18 protein-coding genes are annotated in these 21,580 nt (G+C 60.8%); 14 read left to right on the top strand and 4 right to left on the bottom strand.

What is annotated here, in order from left to right; genetic code table 11:
* Nucleotides 1-11: 11 nt before the first annotated feature.
* Complete coding sequence (locus AFK24_RS02340; RefSeq protein WP_065831713.1) at nucleotides 12-6,026, top strand: Hpt domain-containing protein; 6,015 nt, start codon at nucleotides 12-14, stop codon at nucleotides 6,024-6,026.
* On the top strand, nucleotides 6,019-6,486 hold the full coding sequence (locus AFK24_RS02335) for a chemotaxis protein CheW (protein ID WP_065831712.1): 468 nt from the start codon (nucleotides 6,019-6,021) through the stop codon (nucleotides 6,484-6,486). The genes AFK24_RS02340 and AFK24_RS02335 overlap by 8 nt, the downstream gene beginning before the upstream one ends.
* Before the next feature lie 42 nt (nucleotides 6,487-6,528).
* Here AFK24_RS02335 and AFK24_RS02330 read toward each other — a convergent pair whose 3' ends face one another.
* Both AFK24_RS02330 and AFK24_RS02325 read right to left on the bottom strand, forming a co-directional pair.
* Nucleotides 6,529-6,837: a Txe/YoeB family addiction module toxin gene (locus AFK24_RS02330; protein ID WP_080482017.1), complete on the bottom strand. Its 309-nt coding sequence runs from the start codon at nucleotides 6,835-6,837 to the stop codon at nucleotides 6,529-6,531.
* The gene (locus AFK24_RS02325) at nucleotides 6,791-7,087 is read right to left on the bottom strand and encodes a type II toxin-antitoxin system Phd/YefM family antitoxin (RefSeq protein WP_065831710.1); all 297 of its coding nucleotides are present in this window, start codon (nucleotides 7,085-7,087) and stop codon (nucleotides 6,791-6,793) included. Before AFK24_RS02325 ends, AFK24_RS02330 begins: the two co-directional genes overlap by 47 nt.
* A gap of 438 nt (nucleotides 7,088-7,525) precedes the next feature.
* On the opposite strand from AFK24_RS02325, the gene AFK24_RS02320 reads away from it, so the two are divergent.
* Nucleotides 7,526-8,029: a GNAT family N-acetyltransferase gene (locus tag AFK24_RS02320; RefSeq protein WP_065831709.1), complete on the top strand. Its 504-nt coding sequence runs from the start codon at nucleotides 7,526-7,528 to the stop codon at nucleotides 8,027-8,029.
* A 232-nt stretch (nucleotides 8,030-8,261) separates the two neighbouring features.
* Here the strand turns inward: AFK24_RS02320 and AFK24_RS02315 are convergent, their stop codons facing one another.
* Nucleotides 8,262-9,530 (bottom strand): HAMP domain-containing sensor histidine kinase, encoded by a 1,269-nt coding sequence (locus AFK24_RS02315; RefSeq protein ID WP_065831708.1) that lies wholly within the window; start codon nucleotides 9,528-9,530, stop codon nucleotides 8,262-8,264.
* Entirely contained in the window at nucleotides 9,527-10,216 is a 690-nt protein-coding gene (locus AFK24_RS02310; protein ID WP_065831707.1) for a response regulator transcription factor, read from the bottom strand. The genes AFK24_RS02315 and AFK24_RS02310 overlap by 4 nt, the downstream gene beginning before the upstream one ends.
* Nucleotides 10,217-10,410: 194 nt before the next feature.
* Between AFK24_RS02310 and bamA the strand changes: the two genes are divergently transcribed.
* From bamA to madM, 11 genes are all read left to right on the top strand, one after another.
* Nucleotides 10,411-12,777, top strand: a complete 2,367-nt coding sequence (bamA, locus tag AFK24_RS02305; protein ID WP_065831706.1) for an outer membrane protein assembly factor BamA — start codon at nucleotides 10,411-10,413, stop codon at nucleotides 12,775-12,777.
* 30 nt (nucleotides 12,778-12,807) lie between these two features.
* Nucleotides 12,808-13,236 carry a hypothetical protein gene (locus AFK24_RS02300; RefSeq protein ID WP_065831705.1) on the top strand — a complete coding sequence of 143 codons (429 nt, stop codon included), beginning with the start codon at nucleotides 12,808-12,810 and terminating at the stop codon, nucleotides 13,234-13,236.
* Between the two features lie 791 nt (nucleotides 13,237-14,027).
* On the top strand, nucleotides 14,028-15,704 hold the full coding sequence (gene mdcA / locus AFK24_RS02295) for a malonate decarboxylase subunit alpha (protein WP_065831704.1): 1,677 nt from the start codon (nucleotides 14,028-14,030) through the stop codon (nucleotides 15,702-15,704).
* Nucleotides 15,704-16,585 carry a triphosphoribosyl-dephospho-CoA synthase gene (locus tag AFK24_RS02290; protein WP_065831703.1) on the top strand — a complete coding sequence of 294 codons (882 nt, stop codon included), beginning with the start codon at nucleotides 15,704-15,706 and terminating at the stop codon, nucleotides 16,583-16,585. The genes mdcA and AFK24_RS02290 overlap by 1 nt, the downstream gene beginning before the upstream one ends.
* A 2-nt stretch (nucleotides 16,586-16,587) precedes the next feature.
* A complete protein-coding gene (locus tag AFK24_RS02285) occupies nucleotides 16,588-16,887 on the top strand; it encodes a malonate decarboxylase subunit delta (RefSeq protein WP_020291820.1) in 300 nt (99 codons plus the stop codon).
* On the top strand, nucleotides 16,880-17,731 hold the full coding sequence (locus AFK24_RS02280; RefSeq protein ID WP_065831702.1) for a biotin-independent malonate decarboxylase subunit beta: 852 nt from the start codon (nucleotides 16,880-16,882) through the stop codon (nucleotides 17,729-17,731). Before AFK24_RS02285 ends, AFK24_RS02280 begins: the two co-directional genes overlap by 8 nt.
* Nucleotides 17,728-18,528, top strand: coding sequence for a biotin-independent malonate decarboxylase subunit gamma (mdcE, locus tag AFK24_RS02275; protein ID WP_065831701.1), 801 nt, complete (start codon nucleotides 17,728-17,730; stop codon nucleotides 18,526-18,528). Before AFK24_RS02280 ends, mdcE begins: the two co-directional genes overlap by 4 nt.
* A complete protein-coding gene (locus AFK24_RS02270; RefSeq protein WP_065831700.1) occupies nucleotides 18,529-19,155 on the top strand; it encodes a malonate decarboxylase holo-ACP synthase in 627 nt (208 codons plus the stop codon).
* On the top strand, nucleotides 19,152-20,087 hold the full coding sequence (gene mdcH, locus AFK24_RS02265) for a malonate decarboxylase subunit epsilon (protein WP_065831699.1): 936 nt from the start codon (nucleotides 19,152-19,154) through the stop codon (nucleotides 20,085-20,087). Before AFK24_RS02270 ends, mdcH begins: the two co-directional genes overlap by 4 nt.
* A 66-nt stretch (nucleotides 20,088-20,153) precedes the next feature.
* The gene (gene madL, locus AFK24_RS02260; RefSeq protein WP_065831698.1) at nucleotides 20,154-20,594 is read left to right on the top strand and encodes a malonate transporter subunit MadL; all 441 of its coding nucleotides are present in this window, start codon (nucleotides 20,154-20,156) and stop codon (nucleotides 20,592-20,594) included.
* 1 nt (nucleotide 20,595) lies between these two features.
* Nucleotides 20,596-21,360 carry a malonate transporter subunit MadM gene (madM, locus tag AFK24_RS02255; protein WP_020291826.1) on the top strand — a complete coding sequence of 255 codons (765 nt, stop codon included), beginning with the start codon at nucleotides 20,596-20,598 and terminating at the stop codon, nucleotides 21,358-21,360.
* Nucleotides 21,361-21,580: the final 220 nt, after the last annotated feature.

Here is a 21,580-nt window from a genome sequence, read left to right as displayed (position 1 = left end):
TTGGAGTCGTCATGGCTGATCGGCACGACTATGTGGCGCTGGAGTGGGTAAAGGGCGAAATCGCCGAAACACTTAAGCAGGCCCGCCAGGCCCTGGAACTGTTTGTCGCCGACCCGGCGCAGACGGAGGCGATGGACGCTTGTCTGGATGGTGTGCATCAGGTCCACGGCAGCCTGCAGATGATCGAGTTCTACGGTGCGGCCCTGCTCGCCGAAGAAATCGAGCAGCTGGCGCTGGCTTTGCAGCAGGATCGCGTCGCCCAGCGGGCCGAAGCCGTGCAACTGCTGACGCAGGCGTTGACTCAACTGCCGGTGTATCTGGACCGCATTCATTCAGCGCGCCGCGATCTGCCGTTGGTGGTTTTGCCGCTGCTCAACGATCTGCGCAGCGCTCGTGGCGAAAGCCTGCTCTCGGAAACCAGCCTGTTCGCTCCGCAACTGGTCAGCGTGCCGCCGCTTGGCGCGCAGGCCTTGGCGCAGCGTGACAGCGCCGAGCTGCCGAGCCTGCTGCGCAAATTGCGCCAGACGTTGCAAACCGCGTTGGTCGGCCTGCTGCGTGAGCAGGATGTGCAGGTGCAGCTTGGCTACATGGGCAAGGTCTTCGCCCGCCTCGAACTGTTGTGCAACGACGCACCGCTGGGGCCGCTGTGGCAGATTGCTTCGGCGTTGGTGGAAACCATGGTCAACGGCAACTTCACCAACAGCCCGGCCTTGCGCAGCCTGCTCAAGGACGCCGACAAAGAACTCAAACGCCTGCTGGATCAAGGCATCGAAGCCATCAATCAGCCGGCGCCGGACGAACTGCTCAAAAGTTTGCTGTTTTATATCGCCAAATCCGACAGCCAGGCGCCGCGCATGCTCGATCTGAAAGACCAATACGGCCTGGATCAGGCCTTGCCCGACACGTCGCTGGCCGATCAGCAGAGCGCCAACGTTGGCGGACCGGATCGGGACGCGATGCGCTCGGTGATCATGGCGTTGTGCGAAGAACTGGTGCGGGTCAAGGAACGGCTGGATGTCTTCGTGCGCGGCGACCGCCTGCACGTCAGCGAACTCAATGCGCTGCTGCCGCCGTTGCGTCAGGTGGCCGATACCTTGGCGGTGTTGGGTTTCGGCCAACCGCGCAAGGTCATCATTGATCAGCTGAGCGTCGTGCAAGGCCTGGCTCAGGGCCAGCGCGAGCCCAGCGACGCGGCGCTGATGGATGTGGCAGGCGCACTGCTTTACGTCGAGGCAACGCTGGCGGGCATGATCGGCACCGTGGAACAAGCGCGTCGTGAAGACAGCCGCCTGCCCACCACCGACCTGACGCAGATTCATCAGCTGGTGATTCGCGAAGCCCGGGTCGGTTTGCAGCAGGCCAAGGACGTGATCATCGATTACATCGACGGCGAATGGGATCGACAGCGACTCGAACCCTTGTCCGCGCTGTTGGTGCAAGTGCGTGGCGCGCTGGCGATGATCCCGCTGGCGCGTGCCGCCAGCCTGTTGGCGGCGTGCAACGAATACATCCTGGAACACTTGCTGGTCGACGAGAATCGACCCGCCTGGACCCAGCTCGACAGCCTGGCCGATACCCTGACCGGCATCGAGTATTACCTGGAACGCATGGGCGAAGACCCCGAAGCGCCGGGCGAGCAGGTGCTCGATATGGCGCAGGAAAGCCTCGCGCTGCTGGGCTATTCACCCACGCCCGATGCCATGGAAGTACCGCTGCTGGATGAAGTCATCAGCCAGGACGAAATCCTTGAGCTGCAAGCGCGACAGGCGCTGGTCAGCCCGACGCAAACCATCGCCGACGTGCTGGCCAGCCCGGTTTCCGCAGTCAATCCGCCCGCGCGCAATATGCCCACCAGCTTGTTGCCGCCGCCCGCCGATGAAGAGGGCGTCGACGACGAGTTGCTGGAAGTCTTCCTCGAAGAAACCGAAGAAGTGCTGGCGGCCCTGCAGGAATACCTGCCGCGCTGGTTTGCCTCAATCGATAACGGCAACTCGAATGGCGATCCTGGCAATGCAAGCGCGCTGACCGAAATACGCCGCGCGTTCCACACCCTCAAGGGCAGCGGGCGCATGGTGCGGGCGTTGATTCTCGGCGAGCTGGCGTGGTCGGTGGAAAACCTGCTCAACCGGATTCTGGAAAGCAACGTCAAACCCGATCAACACGTGCAGCAACTGCTGACTGAAGTTCTGGCGCTACTGCCGCAGGTGATTCGCGACTTTGCTGACAATGCCCAACGCCAGCGTGACGATGTCGACCTGTTGGCCGCACGCGCCCACGCCTTGGCCAAGGGCAAAGGGCCGCTGAGCTTCGAAGCTGACGCCGCTGAAACGGACAATGAGGCGCTCGATCCGCAACTGCTGGAGATTTTCCGTCAGGAAGCCCGCAGCCATCTGGACAACCTGCAACGTTTTCTCGATAACGCCGCCGACGATCCATCGCCGCCCATCACCGATGAGTTGCTGCGCGCCTTGCACACGCTCAAAGGCAGCGCCTACATGGCCGGCGTGGTGCCGATTGCCGAGCTGGCCAGCCCGCTTGACCAGCTGGCCCGGGAATTCAAGGCCAACCTCATCGCGCTGGGCCAGGCTGAACTCGATCTGCTGCGCAGCGCTGAGCCGCTGTTTCACCACGGCCTGGAGCAACTGGGCAGCGAGCCGCTGAAACCGATTCCTGGCGCGGACAGCCTGATCGAAGCGGCCCTTGCGCTGCTCAATGAGCGTCTGGCCGAAGCACTCAGCGCGTCCAGCAACGGTTTGCGGATCAAACACAATCCGCAGTTGATCGCCACCTTCCTCGCCGAAGGCATGGACATCCTGCTCGACGCCGAAAGCCTGTTGCAGCGTTGGCGCCAGCACCCCGGCGAGCGGCAGGAACTCAGCGCCTTGCTCGACGAATTGACCACTCTCGGTCACGGCGCACACATGGCGGATCTGCCGCAAGTCGATGAACTGTGCGAAGCCTTGCTCGACCTCTACGGCGCTGTGGAAGAAAGCAGCCTGGCGGTCAGCGAGTTGTTTTTCGATGAGGCCGAACACGCGCACGAAGCGTTGATCAACATGCTTGATCAAGTCGCCGCCGGGCAGGAAGTCGAGGCGCGTCCCGAGCGCGTGCTGGCTTTGCGCGATCTGCTGGATCAGGCGCTGGACCCCGGTGCCATGGGTCTGATCAAAAGTCATGACGGCGGCACGTCGAGCATCACCGATCTGCACGCCGTCACTGAACAACTGAACACCGCGCTGTCGGTTGAAGAACGCAGCGATGCACGTTATGACTTCTCCGGCCTGGACGAGGAAATCGTCGAGATCTTCCTCGAAGAAGCTGTGGATATTCTCGACAGCGCCGGGCAAGCCCTGCAACGCTGGCTCGACGACCCGGAAAACGCCCTTCCGCTGTCTTCCCTGCAACGGGATCTGCACACCCTCAAGGGTGGTGCGCGGATGGCGGAAATCAGCACTGTCGGCGACCTCGCCCATGAGCTGGAAGCCTTGTACGAAGGCCTGATCGACCGCCGTTACAGTTATTCCCCGGAAATGGCCGAGCTGCTGGTCAGCAGCCACGACCAGCTGGCGCTGATGCTGGAACAACTGCAAAAGCAGCAACCCCTGGCTGATCCGGCCGCCTTGATCGAAGCAATCAGCGTCCTGCGCCTGGGCAATGTCCCGGCGCCGCTGCCAATCCATGAGGCCCCATCAGTCGCGGTCGCCGAAGAGCGCGATCCCGAGCTGCTGGAAATTTTCCTCGAAGAAGGTTTCGACATCAGCGAAAGCTCTGCCGCGTCGCTGGCGCGTTGGCAGGCTGATCCCACCAACATGCTGGAAGTGGAAAACCTGCTGCGCGATCTGCACACCCTCAAGGGCGGCGCGCGCATGGTGGAAATCGTCCCCATCGGCGATCTGGCCCATGAAATGGAATCGCTGTACGAAGGGCTGTCCGCCGGGCAACTGCGCTCTGACCCGTTGATCATGAGCCTGTTGCAAAGCGGTCACGATCTGCTGGCCGACATGCTCGATGCCGTGCGCGCCGACAAACCCTTGCCCAGTGCAGCGCTGCTGATCGACAGCATTCGCAAGCACGCCAACCCCGACACATCGCCTGAACCCTTACCCGATGCGGTGCAGGCACCGCCCGAACTGTTCGTGACCCCGCTGCCGACTTCCGGCGCGGAAACCGACACCGAGCGTTCAGCGCCGGAAATGGTCAAGGTCGCCGCCGAGGAGCTGGAAAACCTGGTGAATCTGGCGGGAGAAACCTCGATCTTTCGCGGGCGCATCGAACAGCAGGTCACAGACGCTCAAGCGGCACTGGCGGAAATGGCAACGACCATCGAACGGATGCGCGACCAGCTGCGCCGTCTGGATGTCGAAACCCAGGGCAGCCTGCTCAGCCGCGAACAAGTGCAAGCCGAGCGCCTGGGTTATGAAGATTTCGACCCGCTGGAAATGGACCGCCATTCGCAGCTGCAACAACTGTCGCGGGCGCTGTTCGAGTCCGCGTCGGACTTGATGGACCTCAAGGAAACCCTCGACGCTCGTGGCAACGACGCACAAACCTTGTTGCTGCAACAGGCGCGGGTCAATACCGATTTGCAGGAAGGGCTGATGCGCACGCGCATGGTGCCGTTCGAACGACTGATGCCACGGCTCAAACGCATCGTTCGCCAGGTCTCCGGCGAGCTGCACAAAAAAGTCCGCTTCGATGTGGGCGACGCAGAAGGTGAGATGGACCGCAGCGTGCTCGAACGCATGGTCGCGCCCCTGGAACACATGCTGCGCAATGCCATCGACCATGGCCTGGAAACGACCGAAAAGCGCCTGGCCGATGGCAAGCCGGAGTACGGCACCATTAGCCTGAGCCTTAACCATGAAGGCGGCGATATCGTCATCCAGATGCATGACGATGGCGCCGGCATTGACCTGGACGCCGTGCGGCGCAAGGCGCGCAAACGCGGCATGATCGCTGCTGACGCGCAGCCCGGCGACTACGAAACGTTGCAGTTCATCCTTCAACCGGGTTTTTCCACGGCCGAGACCATCACCCAGATTTCCGGACGCGGCGTCGGCATGGACGTGGTTCACGCCGAGGTCAGGCAACTGGGCGGCACCATGTCGATTCAGTCGACCTCCGGGCAAGGCACCCAGTTCAGCATCCGCCTGCCATTCTCGGTGTCGGTCAACCGCGCACTGATGGTGCAGTGTGGTGAAGAGCAATACGCGGTGCCGCTCAATACCGTCGAAGGCATCGTGCGGGTCCTGCCCGGCGAGCTGGAAGCGTGTTACCAGTCGATCCCGCCGCGTTACCAATACGGCGAGCGCGTCTACGAGCTGCGTTACCTGGGCGAACTGCTCAACTACGGCCAGCCGCCCAAACTCATTGGCCAGACCCAACCGCTGCCGGTGCTGCTGGTGCATGTGCATGACCAATGGGTTGCGGTGCAAGTCGATGCGCTGGCCGGCTCGCGGGAAATTGTTGTGAAAAGCCTCGGTCCGCAATTCGCAGGCGTGCAAGGGATTTCCGGCGCGACCATTCTTGGCGACGGCAGTGTGGTGCTGATTCTCGACCTGCTCGCGCATATCCGCGCCTTGCATGGCCGTTTGCAGTCCCGGCGCAATTCCGGCCTGAGCACCCCGGCCTATAGCGAAATCGAACCCGCTCGACGTTTGCTGGTGATGGTGGTGGATGACTCCGTCACTGTGCGCAAGGTCACCAGCCGGCTGCTGGAGCGCAATGGCATGACCGTGCTGACCGCCAAGGACGGGGTCGACGCCATGGCGCTGCTCAAGGACCACACGCCGGACATCATGCTGCTGGATATCGAAATGCCGCGTATGGACGGCTTCGAAGTGGCGATCAATATCCGCAACGACGAGCGACTCAAGGACCTGCCGATCATCATGATCACTTCGCGCTCCGGCCAGAAACACCGCGACCGCGCTATGGCCAGCGGCGTCAACGATTACCTGAGCAAGCCTTATCAGGAATCTGTTCTGCTCGACAGCATCGCCCACTGGAGCCAGATCAATGCCTAGCGCCGCCAATTCCAGCCAGCTGGCAACCCTGACCGGCTTGATCCTGCCCTTGAGCGACCGCAACCTGGTCCTGCCCAACGTCGCCGTGGCCGAGCTGATCGACTACCAGGACAGCTGCGCCGATCTCGATGCACCCGAATGGTATCTGGGGTCGATCAGTTGGCGTCAACGCACATTGCCGTTGCTCAGTTTCGAAGCTGCCTGCGGGGGCCGCACCCGCGTTGGCGGCCGCGCGCGCATCGTCGTACTCAACGCCCTGGGCGATCACGATGACCTCAAATTCATTGCCCTGCTGATCCAGGGCATTCCCCGCTCCTGCAAACTCGACAGCCAACTCAGCTACGTCGACGTGCCCCTGGCTGAACTGGAACTGGCCGCCGTGCAAGTTGGCGAAACCCTGGCGCGGATTCCCGATCTGGTCGGGCTGGAACAGTGGGTGGTGGAGGCGGGGTTGGTTTAGCCATCGCAGCCGTACCGACATCTTTGCGAGGTGCGGTTGGCGCTATTTCCCGTAGTGAAAGCGGCAAGCAATCACCGTGAGCGTGGCATTTTCGTAGGCGTAGACAAGGCGGTGCTCCTTGTCGACCCGGCGGGACCAGTAACCCGTGAGGTCACCCTTGAGCGGCTCTGGCCTGCCCAAGCCTTTGAACGGTTCACGCAAGCATGCCTCAATCAGTTCGTTAATGGCCGCATGCTTCTCGGAGTCGTGCTTGCTCCAGTGCTGATAATCCTCCCAACCATACGGAAGAAAGGAGACCGCCACATTATTCCGTGCCTTGAGCTTGTTCTTCTGTTTCTGTTTCGCTGACATTCAGGGAAATCTCTTTTGTGACAGCTTTCCCGGCTTTGTGCTGAGCGATAGACCGGCGCAGGCGCTTGGCGTTTGACTCGGTACCTAACAGGTACATGGTTTCGGCCATGGAGTTGTAATCTTCCAGCGAAAGAATGACGACATGGTCGCCACGTTGGCGCGTGATGACAGTGGGCTCATGGTCCCGACACACATCGTCCATCGTCTGTTTCAAGCCGGCACGAGCTTGGCTAAATGTAATCACGTGCATCGTCTGGTTTCCTTCCTGAGGGCTTCTCAGGTCCCATGCTGGGTTCAGAGTGTCCCCCGCAATGGCGCGCAGGGCCCTGTAATGCTCCGCCATATGGAATGTGGGGTTTGGCCCAAACGAATCCGGTATGACGGCATTGAATTGAAGGCTTGCATGGTACAGAACTTTGTACCTTGTTCAAAGAGAGGCCGGGCTTGCGGTACTGCATGGTCTAGCGGGAAGTTGAAGGCGGTCATCACGGAATCCAAAACACTGACTGGGGGGAAATTTAGCGGTTTTCGACCTGCCGATGCGGTGGATATGTACTACCTGCGATCAAGGCAATGGTTCAGGTGATCGAATAAGTGACTGCCTACAAGGTTTAAGGACAAAGCCCGCATTCGACCATTTAGATATTTAATACCCTGCAGTCTCCTCGCATTTAAGGATCAAATGCCCATGCCGAACTCTTCTCCCTCCATTGTTCTTGAGCGTTTCACCGAGAAGCACGCCGAGGCTGTGGCCGCGCTTTATAACGTTCCCGCCGTCGCCCGGCAGGTTCTGCAAATGCCTTTTCAATCCGTTGATCTATGGCGCAAGCGGGCGGAGCCCGATAACGAACGACGGGTGAGTCTGGTGGCCATACAAGCGGGCGCGGTCGTGGCGCAGGGTTCACTGGAGCAGTTTTCCCGCATCCGCCGAAGTCATTGCGGCGCAGTCGGCATGGCCGTCGCGCTGGAATGGCAAGGTCAAGGCATCGGACGGCAATTGCTTACCGGGTTGCTGGACGTGGCTGATAACTGGATGAAACTGCGCCGCGTGGAGCTCAGCGTATACGCCGACAATCAGGCGGCAATCGCGCTTTATCGCAAGCTCGGCTTCGAGGATGAAGGGCTGCTGCGCGATTATGCGATTCGCGACGGTCAATTCACCGACGCGCTGACCATGGCCCGATTGAGGTGAGAGCTGACTTCGAGGCCGCAAACCGGCTTTTGTTGGAGCGAGGCTTGCCCGCGAACCGATGTCTCAGTCGATAGATTTATTGCCTGAAACGATGCATTCGCGGGCAAGCCTCGCTCCAACGGGCCCGGTGTCAGGAGCGCAATGTGCATCCGTGAGCCGATTAATTTTCCTATTCGGCTCATGCACCCGCTATCAAATCTCGCTGTAATCGACGACCACGCTGCCGCGATTTTCAGACAGGCTCAACACACCTCGGTAACCTGATCTCCACCATAAATCCACCTTCGGCCATGTTGTGGGCGGCGATGTGGCCGTTGTGCATTTCAATCGCGCGCTGGGCGATGGCAAGGCCGAGGCCGAAGCCGTTGGTGGTGTCGTCGAGGCCGCGTTCGAAGGGGTGAAAGATGCTCCGCAGACGGCCGGTTTCGACACCTGGTCCCTGGTCGATGATTTTCACCGTCAGCGTATTTTCCTGCGGGTCGACCTCGGCGGATATCAGCACTTCGGTGCCATCACGGGCGTAACGCACCGCGTTGCGGATGACATTCTCGAACGCGCGATAAAGCAGCTCGCCATTGACGTGGCTGACGAAGGGCCGTTGCGCTTCAAGCGACACCCGGCAGCGCTTGGCGCTGGCTTCGAACTGGGCGTCTTCGGTGATGGCCGCCAGCAGCTCGACGACGTCCAGCTGTTCGCGCTCGACGCTGTCCGGTCTGGCCTGCACGCGGGCGAGGGTCAGCAACTCCTCGATAAGCGTGTCGATGCGTTCCGATTCGCGTTCGATGCGCCCCAGCATTTCGTGTCGCGCCGGGTCCTGATTGAGCAGGCCGATGGCTGCGTGCATGCGCGTCAGAGGCGAGCGCAGTTCGTGGGAGATGTCGTGCAACAGTTGTTGCTGGGATTCGACAAGCACTTTCAGCTGGTTGGCCATGGTGTCGCAATCACTGGCCAGATCGACGATTTCATCCCGGCGATTGCCCATCAACGGCTTGATCCTTGTCTCGAACTGACCTTTGGCCAGGCAACTCATGGCGCGGCGCAGATGCGCCAGCGGACGCAGCAGATACCAGGTCAGCAACCAACTGAACAGCGCACTCATGACGGTGCCGATCAGTAATGGCGTGAAACCGAATGGCCGTTGTTGAAGGTCATTACTCGCCGCTACCGACGATCTGAGCAGCACGGCGTTACCATTCTTGCTGATCAGGTGCTTTTCGAATTGCGCGTGGGAAACATCGGTACCGCCCAGCAGCGCGCCTCGGCTGTCATACAGCCCGACCTCCTGCCTGGGGTGCAATTGCCAGGTGCTGAGTAGCTGAGCACCAGCGGTTTCGCCGAATTGCTCGACCATGCGCGCCTCGCTGGCCAGCATCGCTCGCACCTCAGGATCGCCCGGTCCGAAGCTGCTGAGCATGAGGATGCCCAACCCCACCAGAAACGTCAGGCTGGTTGCCATCCAGAACGCCAGGAATAACTTCCAGAACAAACGGCCCGGCTTCATTCGGCGATCAACAGGTAACCGAGCCCGCGAACGCTTTGAATCCAGGCGAGGGAATCTTCCCGCGGTCCCAGTTTCTGGCGAATGCTGCTGATGTGCACGTCAATGCTGCGGTCATAGCGCTTCAACGGTCGACCCAGAGCACTGAGGGACAATTGCTGTTTGCTGACCACCTGCCCGGCGTGACGTGCCAGCTCTTCCAGCAGGCTGAATTCAGTGCCGGTCAGTTCCAGTTTTTCATCGTGCCAGTGCGCCTGTCGCTTGCCCGGCCACAGCGTCAGGGCGCCGGTGCTGAGCACTTCGCGCAGGTTAGTCGGGCCATTGTTTGGCTGGACCCGGCGCATGATGGCGCGCAGGCGGGCGACCAGTTCGCCGGGTGAACTGGGTTTGGGTACGTAATCGTCGGCGCCCAGTTCCAGGCCGGAAATCCGGTCAATATTGTCGCCGCGCGCGGTCAGCAGCATTACCGGCACCTGGCTTTTGGTCCGAATGCGCCTGAGCACCTCAATGCCGGAAATCCTCGGCAGCATGACGTCCAGCACCACGATGGCGTATTTGCCGGACAGCGCCTCGATTTCACCCTCTTCGCCGGTATGCACAGCAGTGGCGTAAAAGCCTTCGCAGGCCATGTACTGGCTGAGCATGCCGGTCAATTCCTGATCGTCGTCGACGAGAAGTACGCAGGTCATGGCGGGCTCTTGAATGGTTTCAAAATAGTATCGGCGCGTGCTGGCCCGGTGTCATCTCGACAGGCAAATCTTTACCTAACTTCACACTCCGTTAACCGCACCGAACTTGCGACACTTTTATGCTGCACGCCCTCCAGTCCGGGCCGCTCGACTGCACCCGTGCTGTTTGTCGTTGTATTCCTGGAAAGGGTTTGATGATTCGTTCGCGCCAGTTGTTCTCACTTTTGCTGCTGCTTAACGCTACGCTCGCGCATGCGGAGTTATTCAAGATCGCCGATATCCGCATCAACGGTCTGCAGCGCGTATCTGCCGGCAGCGTGTTCGGCGCGCTGCCGCTGAACGTTGGCGATGAGGTGGACGATCACAGCCTTGTCGAGCCAACGCGCGCGCTGTTCAAGACCGGATTCTTTCAGGACATCCAGCTGGGCCGCGACGGCAATGTGCTGGTGGTGACGGTGGTGGAGCGCCCGACACTGTCCTCCATCGAAATCACCGGCAACAAGGCCATTTCCACCGAAGACCTGATGAAAGGCCTGAAGCAGTCGGGCCTGGCCGAAGGCGAAATCTTCCAGCGTGCAACCCTTGAAGGCGTGCGCAACGAATTGCAGCGCCAGTACGTCGCACAAGGTCGGTATACCGCTTCCGTTGATGCGCAGGTGATCCCGCAGCCGCGCAATCGCGTCGGTCTGAAAATCGATATCGATGAAGGCAGCGTCGCAGCCATCAAGCACATCAACATCGTCGGCAACAGCGTCTTTGCCGATGAAGACTTGATCGGCCTGTTCGAACTCAAGACCACCAACTGGCTGTCGTTCTTCAAGAACGACGACAAGTACGCCCGGGAAAAACTCTCCGGTGACCTCGAACGCCTGCGCTCTTATTATCTGGATCGCGGCTACATCAACATGGATATCGCCTCGACTCAGGTTTCGATGTCGCCCGACAAAAAAAGCGTCTTCATCACCGTCAACATCAATGAAGGTGAGAAATACAGCGTCAAGTCGGTGAAGCTCAGCGGTGATTTGAAGGTGCCGGAAGACCAGGTCAAATCGCTGCTGCTGGTCAAGCCGGGGCAGGTGTTCTCGCGCAAGGTCATGACCAGTACGTCCGAGTTGATCACCCGCCGGCTGGGCAACGATGGCTACACCTTTGCCAACGTCAACGGCGTGCCGACCCCAAATGACAAGGACCGCACTGTCGATATCACGTTCGTCGTCGATCCCGGCAAACGCGCCTACGTGAACCGCATCAACTATCGCGGCAACACCAAGACCGCCGACAACGTGTTGCGCCGCGAGATGCGCCAGATCGAAGGCGGCTGGGCGTCGACTTACCTGATCGATCAGTCCAAGACGCGCCTGGACCGGCTGGGCTTCTTCAAGGAAGTAAACGTCGAAACCCCGGCCGTGCCAGGCACCGATGACCAGATCGACGTCAACTACAGCGTGGTGGAACAGGCTTCCGGCTCGATCACGGCCAGCGTCGGTTTTGCCCAGAGCTCCGGCTTGATTCTCGGCGGTTCCATCAGCCAGACGAACTTTCTCGGCACCGGCAACTACGCCAGCATCGGCCTGACGCGCTCGGAATATCAGAGCAAATACAACTTCGGTTTTACCAATCCCTACTTCACGCCCAATGGCGTCAGCCTGGGTTACAACGTTTTCTATAGCGACACCGACTACAGCAAGTATTACGACGATGGGGTTTCCTACTACGCCCTCAACAGCTTCGGCGCGGGCGTCAGCCTGGGTTATCCGATCAACGAAACGTCGCGCATTACCTACGGCCTGACCGTGCAGCACGACACCCTCGATCCGGGTACTTACAGCGCCGATGAAATCTACGACTTCATCGAGCGTGAGGGCGGCGAGTTCACCAACTTCAAAGCCAGCATGGGCTGGTCGGAGTCCACCTTGAACAAAGGCGTGCTGGCCACTCGTGGTCATTCGCAAAACCTGACGTTCATGGCCACCGTGCCTGGCAGCGACCTGATGTTCTACAAGATCGACTACACCGGCCAAACATTCCTGCCGGTCAGTAACGCCACTTCTGTGCGCCTGCACACCAAACTGGGTTATGGCGGCGGCTACGGTTCCACCGATGGCCTGCCGTTCTATGAAAACTACACGGCAGGTGGCCAGGACACGGTCCGTGGTTTTGAAAGCGGCACGCTGGGCCCGCGTAACACGGCGGCCACCGGCAACTACTCCAGCCAAGGCCAGGAATACTATTCGGACCGTGATACCGAAGCCCTCGGCGGCAACATTCTGATTACCGGCGGTGCGGAATACCTGTTCCCGATGCCCTTCGTCAAAGACCAGAAGGCACTGCGAACTTCGCTGTTCTGGGACTTCGGCACCGTCTATTCCAGCAAGTGTTATCTGGCGACCACGCAGAATTGCGACGGCGTAAGCCTCGATCAGATGGCTGCCTCCATCGGTATCGGCGCGACATGGTATTCGCCGTTGGGGCCTTTGAGTTTCAGCCTCGCCCTGCCTGTGAAAAAACCGGACGACTCCGAAGCCCAGGTCTTCCAGTTCTCCCTTGGCCAGACCTTTTAACTCCATGATCGCGTCTGCCCGGAGAATCGGATGAACAAACACCCGCACCAAAGCAGGCCGACGAACCTGGCCTTGATCGAGGAAATGCCCATCGAAGTGATGGACGCGTTGCAGGACAAACTGCGTGAATTCCTCGGCGAATACTTCACGGTCGTGCTTGCCGGCAGCGGCGGTCGACAGGAATCAACCCACTATCACCTGCAGATCTATTACAAGAACACCGAAATGTGCGTTGAAACCCAAGGCGCGGTGCAAGCCGATTACATCGAGCAAATCTTCAACGTCGCTCGCCAGATGAAAGCCATGATGAGCAACACCGCGACCCTCAACCGCATGAGCGGCAGCGGCGACGTGCGCTTGTTGTGCTGGATCAGCGATGCGGCCTGTACGCCAAAGGTCGACGGCAAGGCCAATAAACTGCGCCATCGCAAGAGGAGTTTTCAGGTGCGGGTGGGGTAGCCGGCCTGTCAATCATTTGAATTGGAATGAATTCCGTAGAGCCTCATGTTCGCGTGAAGGTTGATCGCCCACGGAAAATTATTCCCGTTCATTCGGTGTGCCCAGGTCCGTTGGAGCGAGGCTTTATCCGGGAAAGCTTCGCGGGCAAGCCTCGCTCCAACGAAATCAGGTCTTGAGCCGATTGCTATACATCCGCCACTCCGCGAGCGAGTTGTATTTCATCGTGCGGGCGATTGTGGGGTAGCGAAAACCCCGCAAAACCCGTTGGAGCGAGGCTTGCCCGCGAATGGGTCGGTTCAGCCACCCTATATGTATCGGTTGTCGCGACATCTTCGGGAATGAATTCCCTCCCACGATGAATTCTCGATCTCTTGTGAGACCGGATTTATCCGGGAAAGCTTCGCGGGCAAGCCTCGCTCCAACGAAATCAGGTCTTGAGCCGATTGCTATACATCCGACACTCCGCGAGCGAGTTGTATTTCATCTTGCGAGCGATTGTGGGGTAGCGAATACACCGCAAAACCCGTTGGAGCGAGGCTTGCCCGCGAATACGCCGGTTCAGCCACCCTATATGTATCGGTTGTCGCGACGTCCTCGGGAATGAACTCCCTCCCACGATGAATTCCCGATCTCTTGTGGGACCGGATTTATCCGGGAAAGCTTCGCGGGCAAGCCTCGCTCCGACGGGGTTGTTTATTACTCCAACCGTAACGATTCCACCGTTTGCTTGATTGATGCCCGACACCCTTCGCTCCTAAGGTGACCCACGACAGCGAATTCGTGGAGTGACCATGACAACAATAACGAACCCCGACGCGCGCTGGTCGCGTCGTCGCAGTGAAAAACAGCGGCGGCTCGAACAGGTGCGACATCTTGCCGATGGTGTGGTGTTGCCGACTGACCAGATCGTCGCGGCGCTGGAAGCCTTGATGATGCCGGGCGACCGCGTGGTGCTGGAAGGCAACAACCAGAAACAGGCGGACTTCCTTTCCCGCTCGCTGGCCAAGGTTGACCCGGCCAAGCTGCACGACCTGCACATGATCATGCCCAGCGTCGGCCGTTCCGAGCATCTGGATCTGTTCGAGCGCGGCATCGCCCGCAAGCTCGATTTCTCTTTCGCCGGTACGCAAAGCCTGCGCATCAGCCAGTTGCTGGAAGACGGCCTGCTGGAAATCGGCGCGATTCATACCTACATCGAGCTGTATTCTCGGCTGGTGGTCGACCTGATCCCCAATGTCGTGTTGTCGGCCGGTTTCATGGCCGACCGCGCGGGCAATATCTACACCGGGCCGAGCACCGAAGACACGCCCGCGCTGATCGAACCCGCCGCCTTCAGCGATGGCATCGTCATCGTCCAGGTCAATCAGCTGGTGGATGACGTCAGCGAGCTGCCTCGGGTCGATATTCCCGGCTCCTGGGTCGATTTCGTAGTGGTCGCCGACAAGCCGTTCTACATCGAGCCTTTATTCACCCGCGACCCGCGCCACATCAAGCCGGTGCATGTGCTGATGGCGATGATGGCGATACGCGGCATCTACGAAAAACACAACGTTCAGTCCCTGAACCACGGCATTGGTTTCAATACCGCCGCCATCGAGCTGATCCTGCCGACCTATGGTGAATCCCTCGGCTTGAAGGGCAAGATCTGCCGCAACTGGACCCTCAATCCGCATCCGACGCTGATCCCGGCCATCGAAAGTGGCTGGGTGGAAAGCGTGCATTGTTTCGGCACCGAATTGGGCATGGAAAATTACATCGCCGCGCGGCCGGATGTGTTCTTCACCGGCCGCGATGGCTCCCTGCGTTCCAACCGCATGATGTGCCAGCTGGCCGGGCAATACGCCGTGGACCTGTTCATCGGCGCGACGTTGCAGGTCGATGGCGACGGGCATTCCTCCACCGTGACGCGCGGACGTCTCGCCGGATTCGGTGGTGCGCCGAACATGGGCCACGATCCTCATGGCCGCCGCCATCCGACGCCCGCCTGGCTGGACATGCGCCAGCAAAGCGGCGATGGCCCGGAAGCTTATCTTGAACGCGGCAAAAAGCTCGTCGTACAGATGGTCGAAACCTTCCAGGAAGGCGGTAAACCCACGTTCGTCGAAACCCTCGATGCCGTGGAAGTGGCGAAGAAAAGCGGCATGCCGCTGGCGCCGATCATGATTTACGGCGATGACGTCACCCACCTGCTCACCGAGGAAGGCATCGCCTATCTATACAAGGCGCGCAGCCTGGAAGAACGCCAGGCGATGATCGCCGCCGTCGCTGGCGTCACCGTGATCGGCCTGCGCCACAACCCCAAAGACACCGCGCGCATGCGTCGCGAAGGCTTGATTGCCTTGCCCGAAGACCTGGGAATTCGCCGCACCGACGCCAGCCGCGAATTGCTCGCGGCCAAAAGCATCGGCGATCTGGTCCAGTGGTCCGGCGGGCTGTACAACCCGCCCGCCAAATTCAGGAGCTGGTAATGAGCGCACTCGCCCGCAAAACCGAATCTGAGCGGCTGTCGCTCGCCGATCACCTGGCGGATCTCGCCGTGGAAGCGTTGATCGACGAAGCCGACTTGTCACCCAAACCCGCGCTGGTGGACCGACGCGGCAGCGGCGCCCACAGCGATTTGCACTTGGGTTTGATGCACGCATCGGCGTTGTCGCTGTGGCCCGCGTTCAAGGAAATGGCCGAAGCCGCCATGGAGTTTGGCGTCATTGATCAACCCCTGCGCGAAGCCTTGGGGCGCATTGGCCGTGAAGGCGAAGCCGCCATGCTGCACACCACCGAAGGCGTGAACACACATCGCGGCGCAATCTGGGCCTTGGGTTTGCTGGTGACCGCTGCGGCACTGGAACCGGAAAACTGCAGCGCCGCGAGCCTGAGCTTGCGCGCTGCCAAATTGGCGCTGATCGACGATCGCCATGTCATTGCCCAAGCCAGCCACGGCCAACAGGTTGCCCGTCGTTACGGCGCCATGGGCGCGAAAGAACAGGCGCAACTGGGCTTTCCGGCGGTCATGCAATTCGGTCTGCCACAACTGCAACGCAGCCGCATCACAGGCCATGGCGAGCAAAACGCGCGACTCGATGCCTTGCTGGCGATCATGACCACCTTGAGCGACACCTGCGTGCTGTATCGCGCAGGCACCGCAGGGCTGAACGCCATGCAACACGGCGCACAGCGGGTGCTGGACGCCGGTGGCAGCGCGAGCCTCGCTGGTCGGCGCTGCCTGCACGAACTGGATCAGCAATTGTTGCAGCTCAACGCATCGCCCGGTGGCGCGGCTGATTTGCTCGCCGCCTGCCTGTTCATAGATAGCCTGGAGCCAGCGCTCGGCCATCCATCGAGGAGTGTTTGATCATGGAAACCCTGTCTTTTGAATTCCCCGCCGGTCAGCCGCCCATGAGTCGCGCGCTGGTGGGTTGTGTCGGTTCGGGTGATCTGGAAGTGCTGCTGGAACCCGGTGTGCCGGGCAAGTTGTCGATCAATGTGGTGACCTCGGTGAACGGCGCTTCGGCCCGTTGGCAGCATTTGTTTCAGCGCATGTTCGACGGCCAGACGCCGCCCGCGATGACCATCGATATTCACGACTTCGGCGCCACACCGGGTGTGGTGCGCCTGCGTCTGGAACAAGGTTTCGAGGAGGTCGGCCATGACTGATGTCGCGCGTTTGTTGAGTCAACACAGCTTCATCGAACTGGGCGCTCGGCAGCGGGCGCAGGCTCTGCTCGATCCGGGCAGCTTCCGCGAGTTGGTCGGCCCGTTCGAGCGCCTGATGTCGCCCTGGCTGATCAAGCAAGGCATCGTCGCCCAGGCCGATGATGGCGTGATCGTCGCCAAAGGCACCGTTGCCGGTTTGCCAGTGGTGATTGCCGCCATCGAAGGTGCGTTTCAGGGCGGCAGCATGGGCGAAGTCGGCGGCGCGAAGATGGCTGGCGCTTTGGAACTGGCCGCTGAAGACAACCGCAACGGCATCCCCACCGCAGCGATCCTGCTGCTGGAAACCGGCGGCGTGCGCTTGCAGGAAGCCAATCTCGGATTGGCCGCAATTGCCGAGATTCACGCGGCGATTGTCGACCTGCGTCAGTACCAGCCGGTGGTTGGCGTGGTGGCGGGCAGCGTGGGTTGTTTTGGCGGCATGTCCATCGCAGCGGGTTTGTGCAGTTATCTGCTGGTGACGCAGGAAGCACGACTGGGCCTGAACGGCCCGCAGGTCATCGAACAGGAAGCCGGGATCGAAGAATACGATTCTCGCGACCGGCCCTTCATCTGGAGCCTGACCGGAGGCGAGCAGCGCTTTGCCAGTCACCTGGTGGACGGTTTCGCTGCCGACGACGTGCAGGACATTCGCGCCCAAGTGACCGACTGGATCAAGCAAGGCGTGCCGACTGAAAATCGCAGCGGCCAGCACGAGCTGTTTTTGCAGCGACTGGCGCGGCTGGACACTCAAGCGCAGATCGACCCGTTGACCGTGCGCGATCTGTATCAAGGAGCCCAATCATGAGCGCTTCCTCACGTGGCTTGAACTGGTTCAAGGCGCTCAGCGCCAACGCCGCCGAAGTGGTGGGCTTGCCGCATTCGATCAAGGCCGCCGATGGTGTGCTGGGTGATCAGCCTGTGCGTTTTCTGGCCGTGGTGGCCGACGCCGAGAATCGCTTCCCTCGGGCGCGCAGCGGCGAAGTCGGCCTGCTGGAAGGCTGGGGCCTGGCCAAGGCCGTGGATTTTGCCATCGAACTGGATCGCGACAACGAACACAAACGCGCGCTGATCGCCATCGTCGATGTGCCGAGTCAGGCTTACGGTCGACGCGAAGAAGCGCTGGGCATTCATCAAGCGCTGGCGGGCGCAGTGGACAGTTATGCCCGCGCGCGTCTGGCCGGGCATCCGGTGATTGGCCTACTGGTGGGCAAAGCCATGTCGGGTGCGTTTCTGGCCCACGGTTATCAGGCCAACCGGCTGATTGCCCTGCGCGATCCGGGCGTCATGGTGCATGCCATGGGCAAGGAGTCCGCCGCACGCGTCACCTTGCGCAGCGTCGAGGAGCTGGAAAAACTCGCCGCGAGCATTCCGCCCATGGCCTACGACATCGAGAACTTCGCCAGTCTCGGCCTGCTCTGGGAAACCTTGTCGGTGAGCCAGATCGAACAGCCCACCGCGCAGGATTTGACTCAGGTTCAGGACGTGCTGAGCAGCGCCATCAAAGACGTGCAAGCCACCGGCAGCGACTTGCGCAGCCGCCTCGGCGCGAGCAATCGCCAGGCGTCGAGCAAGGTCCGCGAACTGCTGCGGGCGCAGTGGTAAATGAACGCTGAACGGACGGTGCTGGCCCATGATTTGTTGTGGGGCATGCCCGTGTCCGCGCTGCCGGACGACGCGCCGGATTGGGTGATCGAAGCTGTGCGCTTCGGGCATCCGGTTGTGGTGCGCCGGGCATCGGCTGAGGTTGGGCAAGTTGCCGTAGGCGTGCGCGGGCCACGTCGCGAGCAGCGTTATGCGACGTTCATGGCGCTGGCTGATGTGCAGCGTTGCGTGCGGCCTGAGCAACTGACAGATGCGCTCGGCGAAAACGATTGGCCCGCGTTGCAGGCCTTGGCGCAGATCCGCCCGGTGATGAACGCCTTGGGCCTGATCTGGGGCGTCAGCGGCAGTGCCGGATTCGAACTGGCCAGCGGCGTTGCTGCATTGCACGAGCACAGCGATCTGGACTTGATTCTGCGCACGCCGGACTTCGTCAGTCGTCGTTGGGCTGCGGAGTTGGTGCAACGGCTGGATGTCGCGCTGTGCCGCATCGACGTGCAATTGCAAACGCCGCTCGGTGCCATAGCGCTGCGAGAATGGGCGGGCGCATCGCGTCAGGTGTTGCTCAAATCTGCCAGTGGTGCCGAGTTGGTGGCTCAGCCTTGGCCACTGGAAGAGGTGTGCTCATGAGCAGCCTTTGGGTGTTTCCTGGCCAGGGCGCGCAACAGACCGGCATGTTGCAGCAGTTGCCCGACCTGCCAGCCGTGCGCCACTGTTTGAGCCAGGCCAGCGCCGCACTGGATGAAGACATTTTACTGCTCGACTCAGAGCTGGCGCTGCAATCGACCCGCGCCGTTCAGCTGTGCCTGTTGATCGCTGGCGTGGCATACGCCCGGTTGTTACAGGCGCAAGGCTGCACGCCGGATTATCTGGCCGGATTGTCCATAGGCGCTTATCCGGCAGCGGTGATTGCAGGCTCGTTGGCGTTCGAGGATGCCGTACGGCTCGTCGCGTTAAGGGGCCAGTTGATGCAGGACGCCTATCCCGAAGGCTACGGCATGACTGCGATCATCGGCCTGGATCAAAACACTGTCGAATCATTGATCGCCGAGGTTCACAGCGCCGCGACGCCGGTTTATCTGGCCAACCTCAATGCCGACAATCAATTCGTGATTGCCGGCAGCGTCGAGGCCATGGCGTCGGTGGCGCAGCGGGCCAAAGCCAGCGGCGCGGCAGCGGCCAAGCGTCTGGCGGTGAGCGTGCCGTCCCATTGCACGCTGCTCGAACAACCGGCACAAACCCTGGCGGCGGCGTTGGCTGACATCACGGTCAACGCGCCCCAAATTCGTTATCTCAGCGGCACTACTGCGCGGCCGATTCTGAGCGCCGACAAGCTGCGTGATGATCTGGCCTTCAACATGTGCCGGATCATCGACTGGCGCAGCACCGTGCAGACCGCGTACGAGCGCGGCGTGCGCCTGCACATCGAATTACCGCCGGGCACCGTGTTGACGGGGCTGGCGCGCAAAGTGTTCGAACAAGGCACGGCAATCGCCTTTCAAGGCGCGCGTCTGGACAGTCTGGTCGCGCTGTCGCGTGAGGAGGGCCGCCGCAACCCATAGAGCCCAGCGCTGTTTCGAAGGACAAAAACAACAACTTCGTCAGGCAAACTTAGAGGAATAACAATAATGATTATCTACGGTGTGGCATTGCTGGCTATTTGCACCCTCGCGGGGGTGATTCTCGGTGACCTGCTCGGCGTGCTGCTGGGCGTCAAATCCAATGTGGGCGGCGTCGGGATCGCCATGATCCTGTTGATCTTCGCGCGTCTGTATATGCAAAAACGTGGCGGCATGACCAAGGAATGCGAACTCGGCGTCGGCTTCTGGGGCGCGATGTACATTCCGGTGGTGGTGGCGATGGCCGCGCAACAGAACGTCGTCACGGCGTTGAAAGGTGGCCCGGTTGCCGTACTGGCGGCGGTGGCTTCAGTGGTGATCTGCGGTTGCACGATTGCCGTGATCAGCCGCACCAACAAAGGCGAACCGCTGCCTGACGAAGAACCGCTGATTATTCCTGGCGTTACTCCAACCCCAGCGGCGACTCCAACTCCAGTCGGGGGGCGTTGATATGTGGGAAATCATTGATAAAGGCTTGATCAATAACGGGCTGGTCACGGCGTTCGCTTTCGTCGGCGCGGTGATGTGGATATCGGTCGTGATCTCCAAACGCCTGACCTTCGGCCGTATTCACGGCTCGGCCATCGCGATCGTCATCGGGCTGATTCTCGCCTGGGTTGGCGGCACCATGACCGGCGGCCAGAAAGGCTTGGCGGACATCACGCTGTTCTCCGGTATCGGCCTGATGGGCGGCGCGATGCTGCGGGACTTTGCCATCGTCGCCACGGCGTTCGAAGTGCAGGCCACCGAAGCGCGCAAGGCCGGAATGATCGGCGTGATTGCCTTGCTGTTGGGCACGATTCTGCCGTTCATTGTCGGCGCGAGCATCGCTTGGGCGTTCGGCTATCGCGACGCGATCAGCATGACCACGATTGGTGCGGGCGCAGTGACTTATATCGTCGGCCCGGTCACCGGTGCGGCGCTGGGCGCAACCTCGGATGTTGTCGCGTTGTCGATTGCCACCGGCTTGATCAAGGCGATTCTGGTGATGGTCGGCACGCCAATGGCCGCGCGCTGGATGGGCCTGGACAATCCGCGTTCGGCAATGGTCTTCGGCGGCCTGGCCGGCACCGTCAGCGGCGTGACCGCAGGCCTGGCGGCAACCGACCGACGCCTGGTGCCATACGGCGCACTGACCGCGACCTTCCACACCGGATTGGGTTGCCTGCTCGGGCCTTCGTTGTTGTATTTCATCGTCAGGGCGATTGTGGGGTAGCGAAAACCCCGGAGCCCCCGTTGGAGCGAGGCTTGCCCGCGAATGATTGTGCACGGTATGACTGATGCTCCGCGTCGACCGGTTCGCGGGCAAGCCTCGCTCCAACGAAATTAGCGGGCGAGTCGATTGCTGTTCCGCGAGCGGGCTGTGATTCATCGTGCGGGCGATTGTGGGGTAGCGAAAACCCCGTAGCCCCCGTTGGAGCGAGGCTTGCCCGCGA

The organism is Pseudomonas syringae, assembly GCF_001698815.1.
Lineage (GTDB): Bacteria > Pseudomonadota > Gammaproteobacteria > Pseudomonadales > Pseudomonadaceae > Aquipseudomonas > Aquipseudomonas syringae_A.
The sequence above is the reverse complement of the archived record's forward strand: the minus strand, read 5'-3'. Positions and strand labels throughout refer to the sequence as shown.

Excerpts from the sequence above, each read along its gene's own strand:
- AFK24_RS02340 (WP_065831713.1), top strand. The coding sequence starts at position 12 with ATGGCTGATCGGCACGACTATGTGGCGCTGGAGTGGGTAAAGGGCGAA.
- AFK24_RS02335 (WP_065831712.1), top strand. The coding sequence starts at position 6,019 with ATGCCTAGCGCCGCCAATTCCAGCCAGCTGGCAACCCTGACCGGCTTG.
- AFK24_RS02330 (WP_080482017.1), bottom strand. The coding sequence starts at position 6,837 with ATGTCAGCGAAACAGAAACAGAAGAACAAGCTCAAGGCACGGAATAAT.
- AFK24_RS02325 (WP_065831710.1), bottom strand. The coding sequence starts at position 7,087 with ATGCACGTGATTACATTTAGCCAAGCTCGTGCCGGCTTGAAACAGACG.
- AFK24_RS02320 (WP_065831709.1), top strand. The coding sequence starts at position 7,526 with ATGCCGAACTCTTCTCCCTCCATTGTTCTTGAGCGTTTCACCGAGAAG.
- AFK24_RS02315 (WP_065831708.1), bottom strand. The coding sequence starts at position 9,530 with ATGAAGCCGGGCCGTTTGTTCTGGAAGTTATTCCTGGCGTTCTGGATG.
- AFK24_RS02310 (WP_065831707.1), bottom strand. The coding sequence starts at position 10,216 with ATGACCTGCGTACTTCTCGTCGACGACGATCAGGAATTGACCGGCATG.
- bamA (WP_065831706.1), top strand. The coding sequence starts at position 10,411 with ATGATTCGTTCGCGCCAGTTGTTCTCACTTTTGCTGCTGCTTAACGCT.
- AFK24_RS02300 (WP_065831705.1), top strand. The coding sequence starts at position 12,808 with ATGAACAAACACCCGCACCAAAGCAGGCCGACGAACCTGGCCTTGATC.
- mdcA (WP_065831704.1), top strand. The coding sequence starts at position 14,028 with ATGACAACAATAACGAACCCCGACGCGCGCTGGTCGCGTCGTCGCAGT.
- AFK24_RS02290 (WP_065831703.1), top strand. The coding sequence starts at position 15,704 with ATGAGCGCACTCGCCCGCAAAACCGAATCTGAGCGGCTGTCGCTCGCC.
- AFK24_RS02285 (WP_020291820.1), top strand. The coding sequence starts at position 16,588 with ATGGAAACCCTGTCTTTTGAATTCCCCGCCGGTCAGCCGCCCATGAGT.
- AFK24_RS02280 (WP_065831702.1), top strand. The coding sequence starts at position 16,880 with ATGACTGATGTCGCGCGTTTGTTGAGTCAACACAGCTTCATCGAACTG.
- mdcE (WP_065831701.1), top strand. The coding sequence starts at position 17,728 with ATGAGCGCTTCCTCACGTGGCTTGAACTGGTTCAAGGCGCTCAGCGCC.
- AFK24_RS02270 (WP_065831700.1), top strand. The coding sequence starts at position 18,529 with ATGAACGCTGAACGGACGGTGCTGGCCCATGATTTGTTGTGGGGCATG.
- mdcH (WP_065831699.1), top strand. The coding sequence starts at position 19,152 with ATGAGCAGCCTTTGGGTGTTTCCTGGCCAGGGCGCGCAACAGACCGGC.
- madL (WP_065831698.1), top strand. The coding sequence starts at position 20,154 with ATGATTATCTACGGTGTGGCATTGCTGGCTATTTGCACCCTCGCGGGG.
- madM (WP_020291826.1), top strand. The coding sequence starts at position 20,596 with ATGTGGGAAATCATTGATAAAGGCTTGATCAATAACGGGCTGGTCACG.